Genomic DNA, 13,495 nt, shown 5'->3' with positions numbered 1-13,495 from the left:
AGCTTAGAGCTTCAAACTACAACAAAGAGTGCGAACCGCATGTGGCGTTAGTGAGGAGACATGTACTGCTAACGTGCAGCAATGCGTCAATTAAACCAACTCAGACGCTGAGTTGATCAGCCAACAAGTTGATTAAAAAATAGGGAAATTTCATGCCTACAGAAAAACCTACAATTATCTACACCATCACTGATGAAGCGCCGGCGCTAGCAACTTATTCATTACTACCAATCATTCAATCATTCACAGCATCGTCTGGCATCAATGTAGATACTCGTGATATTTCACTAGCAGGTCGAATTATCGCTAACTTCCCAGAGCATCTAAAAGAAGAACAGCGCATTGGCGATGCGTTGACTGAGCTTGGTGAACTGGCTCAAACTCCAGAAGCAAATATCATCAAGCTGCCTAACATTTCAGCTTCAGTTCCTCAGCTTAAAGCGGCGATTAAAGAGCTTCAGGCGAAAGGTTACGATTTACCAAACTACCCAGAAGAACCGAGCACGTACGAAGAGAAAGCGATTAAAGCGGCTTACGACAAAATCAAAGGTAGTGCGGTTAACCCAGTACTTCGTGAAGGTAACTCAGACCGTCGTGCTCCAACTTCGGTTAAGAACTACGCGAAGAAAAATCCACATTCAATGGGTGCGTGGTCATCAGAGTCTAAGTCTCATGTTGCGAGCATGTCAGACAATGACTTCTTTGGTAGCGAAAAGTCCACGACTATCTCTGGTGCAACAGAGGTAAAAATCGAGTTTGTTGGTAATGACGGTACAGTTAAAGAGCTCAAGTCTGCGTTCCCATTACTAGATAAAGAAGTCATTGACACTTCAGTGATGAAGAAGAAGGCGCTGGTTGAATTTTTCGAGAAAGAGATTGCTGAAGCGAAAGCACAAGACGTGCTGTTGTCTCTTCATATGAAAGCGACGATGATGAAGGTTTCTGACCCAGTCATTTTCGGCCATGCAGTGAAAGTTTACTACAAAGACGTTTTCGATAAATACGGTAAGCTGTTTGAAGAACTGGGCGTTGATGTAAACAATGGCATTGGTGATGTCTACTCGAAAATTGAGTCTCTACCTGAAGCGCAAAAAGCAGAAATTGAAGCGGCCATTCAAGCGGTTTACCAAACTCAACCAGAACTTGCGATGGTTGACTCTGATCGTGGTATCACAAACTTACATGTACCAAGCGACATTATTGTAGACGCTTCTATGCCAGCAATGCTTCGCTCTTCTGGTCAAATGTGGGGACCAGATGGTAAACAAAAAGACACCAAAGCGATGATACCAGATCGTAGCTACGCAGGTATTTACCAAGCGGTGATTGATTTCTGTAAAGAGCACGGCGCATTTGACCCGACCACTATGGGTAGCGTGCCTAACGTTGGCTTAATGGCTCAAAAGGCAGAAGAATATGGTTCTCACGACAAGACGTTCATTCTAGATGCAGCGGGTACCGTTCGCGTTGTTGATACTGCGGGTAACGTATTGTTAGAGCAAGCGGTTGAAGAAGGCGATATCTTCCGTATGTGTCAGGTGAAGGACGCACCAATCCAAGATTGGGTTAAACTAGCAGTGACTCGCGCACGTGCAACAGGTGTTCCAGCCGTATTCTGGCTAGACGAAAACCGTGCGCACGATGCTGAACTCATTAAGAAAGTAAATACCTACTTACCAGAGCACGATACTGACGGTCTAGAGATTAAGATCCTATCTCCTGTTGATGCTTGTAAGTACTCGCTAGAGCGTATGAAAGCGGGTCTGGATACTATCTCTGTAACGGGTAACGTTCTTCGTGACTACCTAACAGACTTGTTCCCAATTCTAGAGTTAGGCACGTCAGCTAAGATGCTATCTATCGTTCCATTGATGAATGGCGGTGGTCTATTTGAAACTGGTGCTGGTGGTTCTGCTCCTAAGCATGTTCAACAAGTAGAAAAAGAGAATCACCTTCGTTGGGATTCTTTAGGTGAGTTCTTAGCACTAGCTGCATCCCTAGAACATCTAAGTGTGGTGGCAAACAACCCGAAAGCACAAGTTTTGGCGGATACGCTAGACAAAGCGACTGGTGAGTTTTTAGATACCAACAAGTCTCCATCACGTAAAGTGGGCGAATTAGATAACCGCGGTAGTCATTTCTACCTCGCACTTTACTGGGCGAAAGCACTTGCCGAGCAAACAGACGATGCTGATCTCGCTGCTGAGTTTGCACCGATTGCGAAAGCGTTGTCAGAGCATGAAGAAAAAATCGTCGCTGAGCTAAACAACGCACAGGGTGTGAAAGGAGAATTGGGCGGTTACTATCTGCTAGATGATGCATTGGTTTCTAAGTTGATGCGCCCAAGCGAAACCTTTAACGCGATCATTAACAAGTAAAATAGATGAAAAGAGCACGTCGCTTTCGGCGTGTTTCTTATTTTATCAATACTTTGTATGTGGTCTATCTGCATTTCATAAGCTACAAATAGTAAGAAACCCGCTATCTTGGCGGGTTTATTTTTCTCTTCAGAACATCAAAATGATGTTTCGAGAGCAATATTTTTATTTTTCGACAGCGCTCTAATTATTTGGCTTGACCTTCAAGAGGCACGACGCTACTCGCGTGACAGCCTTTGGGACCTTTTTCAATCTCGTATGAGACTTGTTGGCCTGCTTTCAGTGTACGATAACCGTCCATCTGGATAGTTGAATAGTGGGCAAAGATATCTCCCTCTTCTTCATCTGAACAAATAAACCCAAATCCTTTGGCATTGTTAAACCACTTTACTGTACCTGTAGCCATGCTTTTACATCCCTCATGCATTTTTTACTGAGTTGTTACAACAACCAAGTTATACCTTTAACCTGGTACTACTATTGTCAGCGAACGCTAACAAACATCTAGTCAATGAGAAATCACATTCACCAAGCTGCTTAAAAACAAATGGATTCAAAATGACGATTTATGCATCAACACTTTCCACTGTAGTCAATGAATCCCGACAGTCAATAGCATTAAGCAACAAACAGAAACATAATTGAAAACAAATCACTTTTGAGATTAACAAATTTGCAAACAGTTTTTCGTATATACGCGGAAGTTTGGTCAATTAGCCTGCAAAGTAGTATTCACTGGAAAAACCATACTGTTCGTGTTGCTTATGATAGATGAATCCTCTAACTGAATAAAAAATGAAGTTTTCGTGATAATTACCCCATTCTCAGTTAGGAAGTGTGATCTCGGTAGAAGACTGAGAGATGTTTCGCAGTAGCTCGGAGGGGGTAAAAAGAAAGTTATTTTATAAGTAAAAATGTGTAACTTATCGACAAGCATCTTTTATTTGCGCCCCCTCAAGACCTGCATTAGTCTCTATATTAGGTAGCAACTTTTATCGATCAAAGATCGAATTCGGTGCCATATCTCACTACACCGCGCTGCACGCTTGTGGTAGATTGTTTTTATAGGTCGAAAACATCAACCCTTTGATACGATATCTTTGAATTGCCATGAGTAAAAATTTTGAATGGGTCACTCCGGACTCTGATCTTCTGGAGCGAGAAAGTACGAAAGTTCAGCCACCTAAGCTGTACAATGTTGTACTAAATAATGATGACTATACACCTATGGATTTCGTCATAGAGGTACTTGAGCGATTCTTTTCACATGACATTGATAAAGCGACTCAGCTCATGCTCAAGATTCACTATGAAGGAAAGGCAATCTGTGGCACTTACAGTGCAGAAATTGCCGAAACAAAAGTAGCGCAAGTTACGATGTACGCAAGGGAAAATGAACATCCGCTACTTTGCACTATGGAGCAAGCGTAAACAAAGAAGACTTGCTCGAACAACCCAAGTTGTTTTTTCGGGAGGTACTTATGCTAAATAAAGAACTAGAGTCAAGCCTTAACGGTGCATTTGCTCGGGCGCGAGATAAACGCCACGAGTTTATGACTGTCGAACACCTCCTACTTGCATTATTGGAAAATGATGCAGCTAAGGAAGCCCTTTTAGCTTGTAAAGCGGATCTTGACGCTTTACGTAACGAACTCGATATATTCATCGATCAAACTACGCCTCTTATCCCAGACAGTGATGAGACGCGTGAAACCCAGCCGACTTTGAGTTTTCAACGTGTGCTACAACGCGCCGTCTTTCATGTACAGTCGTCTGGCCGCAACGAAGTAACAGGTGCAAACGTGCTTGTGGCGATCTTCAGTGAGCAAGAGTCGCATGCCGCCTACCTACTGAAGAAAAACGACATCTCCCGATTAGATATTGTTAACTTTATCTCCCATGGTATTACCAAAGCGTCAGGTGCAAGCGAAGACCCATCATCAGATTCGTTCAGTTCAGAGAGTGTCGAAGAGCCGAATTCTGAAGAACGTTTGGAAAGCTTTGCGACTAACCTTAATCAGGTCGCTAAAGATGGCAATATCGATCCACTGATTGGTCGCGATAAAGAGCTAGAGCGCACTATTCAAGTACTTTGCCGCCGCCGCAAGAATAACCCATTACTAGTGGGTGAAGCCGGGGTAGGTAAAACAGCCATCGCAGAAGGTCTTGCTTGGCGAATTGTAGAAGGGCAGGTCCCGGAAGTTATTCAAAACAGCGTGATTTACTCATTGGATATTGGTTCTCTATTGGCTGGTACTAAGTACCGTGGTGATTTTGAAAAACGCTTCAAGGCGATTTTGAAACAGCTTGAAAAAGAAGAAGATGCAATTTTGTTCATCGATGAGATACACACAATCATCGGTGCGGGTGCGGCTTCTGGTGGTCAAGTTGATGCCGCAAACCTTATCAAACCTCTACTAAGTAGCGGTAAGTTGCGTTGTATCGGCTCGACTACATACCAAGAATACAGCAACATTTTCGAGAAAGAGCGTGCGTTGTCCCGTCGCTTCCAAAAGATTGACGTTGTAGAGCCTTCTCTGGATGACACAACTAAAATCTTGATGGGCTTGAAGCCGAAGTACGAAGCACACCATGAAGTACGTTACACCAATAAAGCACTGCGTGCCGCGGTAGAACTTTCGGCGAAATACATCAATGAACGTCATTTACCAGATAAAGCCATTGATGTCATTGATGAAGCTGGCGCTCGCAGTCGTCTTGCTCCTGCAAGCCGCCGTAAGAAAACGGTTGGTGTTGCTGATATCGAAGCGATGGTTGCCAAGATGGCACGAATCCCAGAGAAGTCGGTTTCTTCTTCAGATAAAGACATCTTGAAGAACCTAGATAGCAAGATGAAGATGTTGGTATTTGGTCAAGATAATGCGATTGATGCATTATCCGAAGCGATCAAGCTGACACGTGCAGGTTTGGGCGTGGATAACAAACCAGTTGGTTCATTCTTGTTTGCTGGCCCTACTGGGGTGGGTAAAACAGAGGTGACGGTGCAGCTATCTAAGCTTCTAGGGATCGAGCTACTTCGTTTTGATATGTCGGAATATGGTGAGCGTCACTCCGTGAGTCGCTTAATTGGTGCACCTCCTGGTTATGTCGGTTACGACCAAGGTGGCTTGCTGACAGACGCTGTTATCAAGCACCCACATTCAGTCGTATTACTCGATGAGATTGAGAAAGCGCATCCAGATATCTTTAATTTGCTATTGCAAGTGATGGATAATGGTACGCTAACGGACAACAACGGTCGTAAAGCAGACTTCCGTAATGTCATCCTCGTTATGACAACCAACGCGGGTGTGGCTGAAACTGAGAAGAAATCAATTGGTTTGATTCAGCAAGACAACAGTCACGATGCGATGGCGGAAATTAAGAAGGTATTCACTCCTGAGTTCCGTAACCGTCTTGATAACATCATCTGGTTTAACAGCCTTGATGAAAGCGTTATCCATCAAGTTGTTGATAAGTTTATTGTTGAACTGCAGGTGCAACTTGATGCTCGTGGCGTATCAATGGAGGTATCGCAAGATGCACGCCATTGGTTAGCGAATAAAGGTTATGATAAGGCGATGGGTGCTCGCCCAATGGGACGCGTTATCCAAGAGCAACTTAAGAAACCTTTGGCTAATGAATTGTTGTTTGGCTCTCTAGTCGACGGCGGCACTGTGAAAGTAACACTAGTGAATGACACACTTAAATTTGAATATTTGAGTGAGAAAGAGGCAGCGATGCATTAATTGCTCCGTAGGGAAGTAAAAGCGCACGATTTTATCGTGCGCTTTTTGTTTGTCTGAACCTACTCGGAAATAAAAATCATGCAATAAAAAACGGAGCAAACTGCTCCGTTTTTTATTGCATCCGAAAATCAGAGATTAACGAGCGCGGAAGACGATGCGGCCTTTTGACAGGTCGTATGGAGTCATCTCTACAGTTACTTTGTCACCCGTTAGGATACGGATGTAGTTCTTACGCATCTTGCCAGAGATGTGAGCAGTCACAACGTGACCGTTTTCAAGTTCAACACGGAACATAGTGTTTGGTAGAGTGTCAAGGACTGTGCCTTGCATCTCGATTACGTCTTCTTTAGCCATTTAATCCTCTTTAGAAATTAGGCAATATTAGCGGGCTATATTCTGCCGCTAAATAGTAATTATGTAAAGTTGAGGCGTATTCTACCCTCGCCAACGCTGATTTACTAGCCTTTGGTGGCGTTGAAAGCGTGTTTTGTAGCTCATTGCTGGGCACTCATCAATCTGATAACCCAAATAAAGCCACTGTTGTTTGTTTTCTTGGCAGTATTTTATTTGATAGAGCACTGCCAAAGTGCCAAGAGATAACGCGTAGTCAGGGTCAAAAAAAGTATAAAATGCACTCGAACATTGAGTCATTACATCCGTTACCGCAATGGCGAGTAATTGATTTGACTCATCGTAAATATGCAAAAATGAAGTGTTCAGCCAGCTAGTTTGAGCAAATCGAGCAAACTCATCACGCTTTGGTGGGTACATAGTGCCGTTTTTATGCCGTTTGCAGATGTACCGACTGTAAAGCTCAAACCATTCCTCATCCATTTCAGGTTTCATTTCCCAGCGTAAAAACTGTGCTTTATTAAGCAGCCTCTTCTGGCTTTTTGATAGCGTCACATCCGGAATCGAGACTCGAATTGGCTGGCAAGCATTACAATGCTCACAGTGCGGTTTATATATGGTATCTCCGCTACGACGAAAGCCGTTGGCCATCAGTAGTTGATAGTTTTCTTCAGTATGCAGTCCTGCATCAAGTGCCACCGCCACACGCTCTTGCCGTTCAGGCAAGTAACTGCAAGGGTGATTATTCGTTAATCCAATTCGAATATGTTGTATATCCGTACTCATACTGAATCCTGCAAAACTTGGGGCTTATAGGTATCAAATAGTGTTTGTTTTTCTCTTAAAGATAGTAGTTTTTGCATAAACTCGTTACGCTCTAGTTCAAATGCGCCAAGTGATGCCAAGTGCGAGTTCATAACCTGACAATCGATTAATTGACCTTGCTTTGACGCCAAATGGTTGCATAAGTACCACAATGCAATTTTAGATGCGTTATCTTTTAGGCTAAACATCGACTCTCCGCAAAAAAGTTGACCAACGCAGATGCCATATAGTCCCCCAATGAGCTCGTTGTCATGCCATACTTCTACTGAGTGACAGTGACCAAGTTTAGCTAACTCAATATAAGACGCTTGCATTTCCTCGTTGAGCCAAGTTTCCTCTGCAGGACGTGTTGATGAACATAGTCTAATCACTTCTTCTGTCGCGAAATTGAGCGTTACTTTATAGTTATGTTTACGCTGAAATTTTTTGAGACTTTTAGACGGTTTAAACGCTAAGGGATCAAAAACAGCGCGTGGGGAAGGGCTCCACCATAGAATAGGTTCTCCAGGACCATACCAAGGGAAAATGCCTTGATAGTAACCATTGAGGATTCTCATGGGATCTAAGTCACCGCCAAAAGCAAGCAAACCATTGGGATCGCTGAGTGCTTTATACGGTGAGGGAAAGTTGAACGTATCATCGAGTTCAGTTAAATAAATAGCCATAAGAAGTCGTTACCAACATTAGAGTCAGAGGAGTTTATGATGACCTGGTCAAGAAATATTGTGAAAGTATGGCTTTGGATCATACTGTTTTTCCCACTTGCCGCCAACGCAGCATATGAAAGAAATGTTGCCAAGCCGGTAAATGAAGTGGTGTATGGGAAGATTGACTCTGTCCGTTATATTACTCAGCAAGAGGTCGTTCAATCGAAAAATAATGGTTGGAAAACGCTACTTGGTGCCACAATAGGCGGTTTAGTCGGCAATCAATTTGGTGGTGGTACTGGACGAGAAGTTGCGACGGCAGTGGGTGCACTTGCAGGTGCAGCGGTTGCACAAAATCAAAGTAATTACCAATACACGGTTGAATATAAGTTAGTTGAGCTACTCATTAAAGTGAAGGGAGACAAGCTGATTAATGTTATCCAAGATGTTGATAAAAATATGCTATTTAGTCGAGGGGATGAAGTTCGTATCTTATATTTTGATGATGGAGTCAGGGTTGATATCGCTTATTAATCCTACGTTATTTTAACCTAAGGTAGCCTAACCAGGCATGCACAGTAGGGCTGGCTTATCGTCAAATAAAGTCGAAATAGCTTGCTGTTTCGTCGCGCCTCTTTCGCTCTTATTTACATCGCTGGCAATACCTTTAATTCAGTATCTTTAGGCTGCTTGAGGATATTCATTAATTAGCGCCGATTTACTCTGGTTTTGTCGTGTTTTTTTGGGTAGTCTGAATTCACGAAGAATTGTTTAGCCCTCATAAAAAATCGTATGTTGAGGGCACAAAGGATTATCAACTTTTAATGGAAAGCCTAACGTTACAACCTATCAATAGAATTCAAGGGGAAGTGAACCTTCCTGGCTCTAAAAGCGTTTCTAATCGAGCTCTTTTACTTGCTGCTCTTGCTAAAGGCAAAACTCGCCTTACTAATCTCCTCGACAGTGATGATATCCGTCATATGCTGAATGCGCTGACTAAACTCGGCGTTCAATACCAACTTTCCGAAGATAAAACAGAATGTCTCGTTGAAGGCCTTGGGCGTCCGTTTTCTGTCTCAGAACCGGTAGAGTTATTTCTCGGTAATGCTGGCACTGCGATGCGACCGTTAGCTGCGGCTCTTTGTCTTGGAGAAGGGGAGTATGTACTGACGGGCGAACCTCGTATGAAAGAGCGTCCAATTGGTCACCTTGTCACGGCACTGAAAGATGCTGGTGCGAAGGTTGAGTACATGGAGAACGAGAACTTTCCGCCTCTCAAAATAGTCGGTACTGGCCTAAAAGCAGGTACAGTTTCTATCGATGGATCCATTTCAAGTCAGTTCTTGACCGCTTTCTTAATGTCTGCGCCATTGGCTGAAGGTGAAATTCGCATCAACATCGAAGGCGAGTTGGTTTCTAAGCCTTATATCGATATCACCCTGCATATCATGAAGCAGTTTGGGGTCGATGTGATCAACAACGACTATCAAGAGTTTGTGATTCCTGCCGGTCAGCAATACATCGCTCCAGGTGATTTCTTGGTTGAAGGTGACGCGTCTTCTGCTTCTTACTTCTTAGCGGCGGCAGCCATCAAAGGCGGAGAAGTTAAAGTCACGGGTATCGGTAAAAACAGCATTCAAGGTGATATTCAATTTGCTGATGCGCTTGAAAAAATGGGTGCAGAAATTGAATGGGGTGATGACTACGTAATTTCACGTGTTGGTCAATTGAAAGGCATCGATATGGATTACAACCATATCCCTGATGCTGCAATGACCATCGCGACAACAGCGCTATTTGCCGAAGGCACTACTGCTATTCGTAACGTCTATAACTGGCGTGTAAAAGAAACAGACCGTTTGTCAGCTATGGCGACGGAATTACGTAAAGTGGGTGCGGAAGTGGAAGAAGGGGAAGACTACATCATTGTCAAACCTGTCTCTCAGTTAAAGCATGCTGCGATTGATACTTACGATGATCATCGAATGGCGATGTGTTTTTCGCTGGTGGCACTTAGTGATACGCCTGTGACGATTAACGATCCAAAGTGTACGTCGAAAACGTTCCCTGACTACTTCGACAAACTTAAGGCTTTAAGCTGCTAAATATTCTGACCTGAAACAGGAAAGCCAGAGTGAATAACACTCTGGCTTTTTTGTTTTCCGCTACTATTTAACCAGCGTAAATTCCTTGGAAAGGTGATGCGCTAAGTATTTGAACATATTGAATACTGCAGTCGTATTTGAAGTTGGTAAACCTTTGTCATCAAGGAAGTATTCACCTTTAAAAACTAAAACACCTTCTTTTTCTTCTACGCTTGTTGCTCGCATCCCTTCGATGTAATCATCGTGTTCTTGGATGATTTGGTTAGCGATCAAAAGAAGGTCGAACTCTTCGATAAACGTTCTATCAGACATACTTTTTCTACCATTCATTTCAGTTGAGAACGCTGAGTATACCTACAACTAAAATGGGTTTGCATGATTAATTCAGTCAATCGTTCACTTAGCCTAAACAGATCAATTTTTAGAGTGTAAGTATGATTAGTTGGAGGATATGGAAGAGCCACTGAACGAAACTATTTTGTGATGGGTAACAAAATTTATTGCATTGGATTAGCGGATGCTAAGTTTGCCTGTTTAGATATGCCGCTCAATACCTTTCAGAACCCTGTCTCTTTGAAGTATAAAGACGATGAATTGTCAACCAATCGGATCTGAATTTCAAAAAAGCAGTTGATCTTCTTTTCATCTCGCACAATAGTAAAAAAAGAAGCAATGAAATAGAACATTATGCGGGTGGCCTTTAAACAAGGTTTCTACCCGCATTATTATGAAGGACGTTAGAGTCAGTTATGGGTAAATCACTCGTTATAGTGGAGTCACCAGCCAAGGCAAAGACGATAAATAAGTACCTTGGTAAAGACTTTATTGTTAAGTCTAGTGTTGGTCATGTGCGTGATCTGCCTACGGCCGGTCAAAGCACTGGTGAGAAAAAAGCCGCAGCCATCTCAACAAAAGGGATGAGTCCGGAAGAGAAAGCGCGCGTTAAAAAAGAGAAAGACCGCAAAGCGTTGATCAAAAAAATGGGGATTAACCCATATCATGACTGGGAAGCGAATTACCAAATCCTTCCAGGCAAAGAAAAAGTTGTCAACGAACTACAAAAACTCGCCAAAGACGCAGATTGCGTTTATCTCGCAACCGACTTGGACCGCGAAGGGGAAGCAATCGCATGGCACCTTCGTGAGATCATCGGTGGCGATGAAGAGCGATACAAACGTGTAGTTTTTAACGAAATTACGAAAAACGCGATCCAACAAGCTTTCCAGACACCTGGTGAGCTGAACATGGATGGTGTTAATGCCCAACAAGCGCGTCGCTTCATGGACCGTGTCGTTGGTTTTATGGTTTCACCTTTACTTTGGAAGAAAGTGGCTCGTGGTTTATCTGCTGGTCGCGTGCAGTCTGTTGCGGTGAAACTATTAGTTGAGCGTGAGCGTGAGATTAACGCGTTTGTACCAGAAGAATTCTGGGATATTCATGCGAATACGAAAACGAAAGACAAAGCGGACTTTAAACTACTTGTTGCTCAGAAAGATGGTTCTGCGTTTAAGCCAGTTAATGAGGCAGAAACCAAAGCAGCGATGTCTGTGCTTGAGAATGCAAGTTACGAAGTATGTAAGCGTGAAGATCGCCCGACGAAGAGCAAGCCTTCAGCACCTTACATCACCTCTACGCTTCAACAGGCAGCGAGTACACGTCTGGGCTACGGCGTGAAAAAGACCATGATGCTAGCTCAGCGCCTCTATGAGGCCGGTTACATCACTTATATGCGTACGGACTCGACTAACCTAAGTGCCGAGGCTGTGGACGCTGTACGTGACTTTATTGGTTCTGAGTTTGGTGATAAGTATTTACCAGCGAAACCGCTGACGTATGGCAGTAAAGAAGGGGCACAGGAAGCGCACGAAGCGATCCGTCCTTCAAATGTGGGTGTTAAAGCGGAAGACCTGCAAGGTGTCGATGCTGATGCGCACAAACTTTACGCTTTGATTTGGAATCAGTTTGTCGCGTGTCAAATGACACCAGCAGAATACGATTCAACAACCATCAGCGTAAAAGCAGCAGAATACACGCTTAAAGCGAAAGGCCGTATCCTTAAATTTGACGGCTGGACTCGTGTACAACGTCCAATGGGCAAAAACGAGGATACAATCCTTCCTGCGGTACAACTTGGCGATAAGCTAAGCTTAGAGTCACTTGACCCTAAACAGCACTTTACAAAGCCACCTGCGCGCTACACTGAAGCAGCACTGGTTAAAGAGCTGGAAAAACGAGGTATTGGTCGTCCTTCGACTTATGCATCGATCATTTCTACGATTCAAGATCGTGGTTACGTAAAAGTTGATCAGCGTCGTTTCTACGCCGAAAAAATGGGCGAAATTGTTACCGACCGCCTTGATGACAGCTTTAACGATTTAATGAACTACGACTTCACCGCCCGCATGGAACAGAAACTGGACCAAATCGCTGAAGGTGAAGTGAACTGGAAAGCAGTGCTAGATAACTTCTTTGCTGATTTCACTGGCGATCTTGAAAAAGCGGAATTGGATGAGTCAGAAGGCGGTATGAAGCTAAACCATATCGTCATGACGGATATCGAATGTCCGACGTGTAGCCGTCCAATGGGTATCCGTACTGCTTCGACAGGTGTGTTCTTAGGCTGTTCTGGTTACGCGTTACCACCAAAAGAGCGTTGTAAGACAACCATCAACTTGGGTGACGAAGAAGGTATTATTAACGTTTTAGAAGAAGACGTTGAAACGGCCGCGCTTCGTGCTAAAAAGCGTTGTCCGATCTGTGAAACGGCGATGGATGCGTACCTGATTGATGACAAGCGTAAGATGCATGTTTGTGGTAATAACCCGAACTGTGAAGGCTACCTTGTTGAATACGGTGAGTTCAAAGTCAAAGGCTATGATGGTCCAGTTGTTGAATGTGACAAATGTGGCTCTGATATGGTGCTTAAGAACGGTCGCTTTGGTAAATACATGGACTGTACGAGTGAAACGTGTAAGAACACTCGTAAGATTCTGAAGAATGGCGAAGTAGCGCCACCGAAAGAAGATCCTGTTCATTTCCCCGAGTTGCCTTGTGAAAACTCAGATGCGTATTTCGTACTTCGTGATGGTGCTTCAGGTCTATTTATGGCGGCAAGCAACTTCCCGAAATCGCGCGAGACACGTGCTCCTTTGGTTGCTGAACTGGCACGTTTTGAAGAGCGTTTACCTGAGAAGTTCAAATACCTAGCGACCGCACCGCAAGAAGATCCTGATGGTCGTCCTGCAGTTGTACGCTTTAGTCGCAAAACAAAAGAGAACTACGTTCGTTCGGAAGAGAACGGCAAACCATCTGGTTGGACAGCGCTCTTTGTTGAAGGTAAGTGGGAAGTCACAGATAAGCGTAAAAAAGCGAAAGCATAAAAATGCACCATTAAAGTAATGTAAAAAGGCAGCGATATCGCTGCCTTTTTTGCGTAGGGG

11 protein-coding genes are annotated in these 13,495 nt (G+C 43.7%); 6 read left to right on the top strand and 5 right to left on the bottom strand.

Going from position 1 to position 13,495, the window contains the following annotated elements:
- Positions 1-152 precede the first annotated feature (152 nt).
- Positions 153-2,378, top strand: a complete 2,226-nt coding sequence (locus OO778_RS11315; RefSeq protein WP_005390697.1) for an NADP-dependent isocitrate dehydrogenase — start codon at positions 153-155, stop codon at positions 2,376-2,378.
- A 187-nt stretch (positions 2,379-2,565) separates the two neighbouring features.
- Here the strand turns inward: OO778_RS11315 and cspD are convergent, their stop codons facing one another.
- Complete coding sequence (gene cspD, locus OO778_RS11310; protein WP_005378407.1) at positions 2,566-2,784, bottom strand: cold shock domain-containing protein CspD; 219 nt, start codon at positions 2,782-2,784, stop codon at positions 2,566-2,568.
- Between the two features lie 704 nt (positions 2,785-3,488).
- On the opposite strand from cspD, the gene clpS reads away from it, so the two are divergent.
- The gene (clpS, locus tag OO778_RS11305) at positions 3,489-3,809 is read left to right on the top strand and encodes an ATP-dependent Clp protease adapter ClpS (RefSeq protein WP_264909805.1); all 321 of its coding nucleotides are present in this window, start codon (positions 3,489-3,491) and stop codon (positions 3,807-3,809) included.
- A gap of 50 nt (positions 3,810-3,859) precedes the next feature.
- Entirely contained in the window at positions 3,860-6,127 is a 2,268-nt protein-coding gene (clpA, locus tag OO778_RS11300; RefSeq protein ID WP_005390700.1) for an ATP-dependent Clp protease ATP-binding subunit ClpA, read from the top strand.
- A 135-nt stretch (positions 6,128-6,262) separates the two neighbouring features.
- On the opposite strand, the gene infA is transcribed toward clpA, so the two are convergent.
- The 3 genes from infA to aat all read right to left on the bottom strand — a co-directional run bounded on the left by infA (position 6,263) and on the right by aat (position 7,968).
- On the bottom strand, positions 6,263-6,481 hold the full coding sequence (gene infA / locus OO778_RS11295) for a translation initiation factor IF-1 (protein ID WP_001040192.1): 219 nt from the start codon (positions 6,479-6,481) through the stop codon (positions 6,263-6,265).
- A gap of 81 nt (positions 6,482-6,562) precedes the next feature.
- Complete coding sequence (locus tag OO778_RS11290; RefSeq protein ID WP_074191075.1) at positions 6,563-7,264, bottom strand: arginyltransferase; 702 nt, start codon at positions 7,262-7,264, stop codon at positions 6,563-6,565.
- Positions 7,261-7,968: a leucyl/phenylalanyl-tRNA--protein transferase gene (aat, locus tag OO778_RS11285; RefSeq protein ID WP_048626183.1), complete on the bottom strand. Its 708-nt coding sequence runs from the start codon at positions 7,966-7,968 to the stop codon at positions 7,261-7,263. The genes OO778_RS11290 and aat overlap by 4 nt, the downstream gene beginning before the upstream one ends.
- Positions 7,969-8,007: 39 nt before the next feature.
- Here aat and OO778_RS11280 point away from each other — a divergent pair, with 39 nt between their 5' ends.
- Together OO778_RS11280 and aroA are read left to right on the top strand one after the other, a co-directional pair.
- The gene (locus OO778_RS11280) at positions 8,008-8,484 is read left to right on the top strand and encodes a glycine zipper 2TM domain-containing protein (protein ID WP_005390705.1); all 477 of its coding nucleotides are present in this window, start codon (positions 8,008-8,010) and stop codon (positions 8,482-8,484) included.
- Between the two features lie 290 nt (positions 8,485-8,774).
- Positions 8,775-10,055, top strand: a complete 1,281-nt coding sequence (aroA, locus tag OO778_RS11275; RefSeq protein WP_074191076.1) for a 3-phosphoshikimate 1-carboxyvinyltransferase — start codon at positions 8,775-8,777, stop codon at positions 10,053-10,055.
- Between the two features lie 63 nt (positions 10,056-10,118).
- On the opposite strand, the gene OO778_RS11270 is transcribed toward aroA, so the two are convergent.
- A complete protein-coding gene (locus OO778_RS11270) occupies positions 10,119-10,367 on the bottom strand; it encodes a YciN family protein (RefSeq protein ID WP_005387884.1) in 249 nt (82 codons plus the stop codon).
- Positions 10,368-10,804: 437 nt separating this feature from the next.
- On the opposite strand from OO778_RS11270, the gene topA reads away from it, so the two are divergent.
- A complete protein-coding gene (gene topA / locus OO778_RS11265) occupies positions 10,805-13,435 on the top strand; it encodes a type I DNA topoisomerase (protein ID WP_005390711.1) in 2,631 nt (876 codons plus the stop codon).
- Positions 13,436-13,495 lie beyond the last annotated feature (60 nt).

The sequence above is a fragment of the Vibrio sp. STUT-A16 genome, assembly GCF_026000495.1.
Taxonomy (GTDB): domain Bacteria; phylum Pseudomonadota; class Gammaproteobacteria; order Enterobacterales; family Vibrionaceae; genus Vibrio; species Vibrio diabolicus.
Note: the sequence above shows the minus strand (reverse complement) of the source record. Positions and strands in the feature narration are given on the sequence as shown.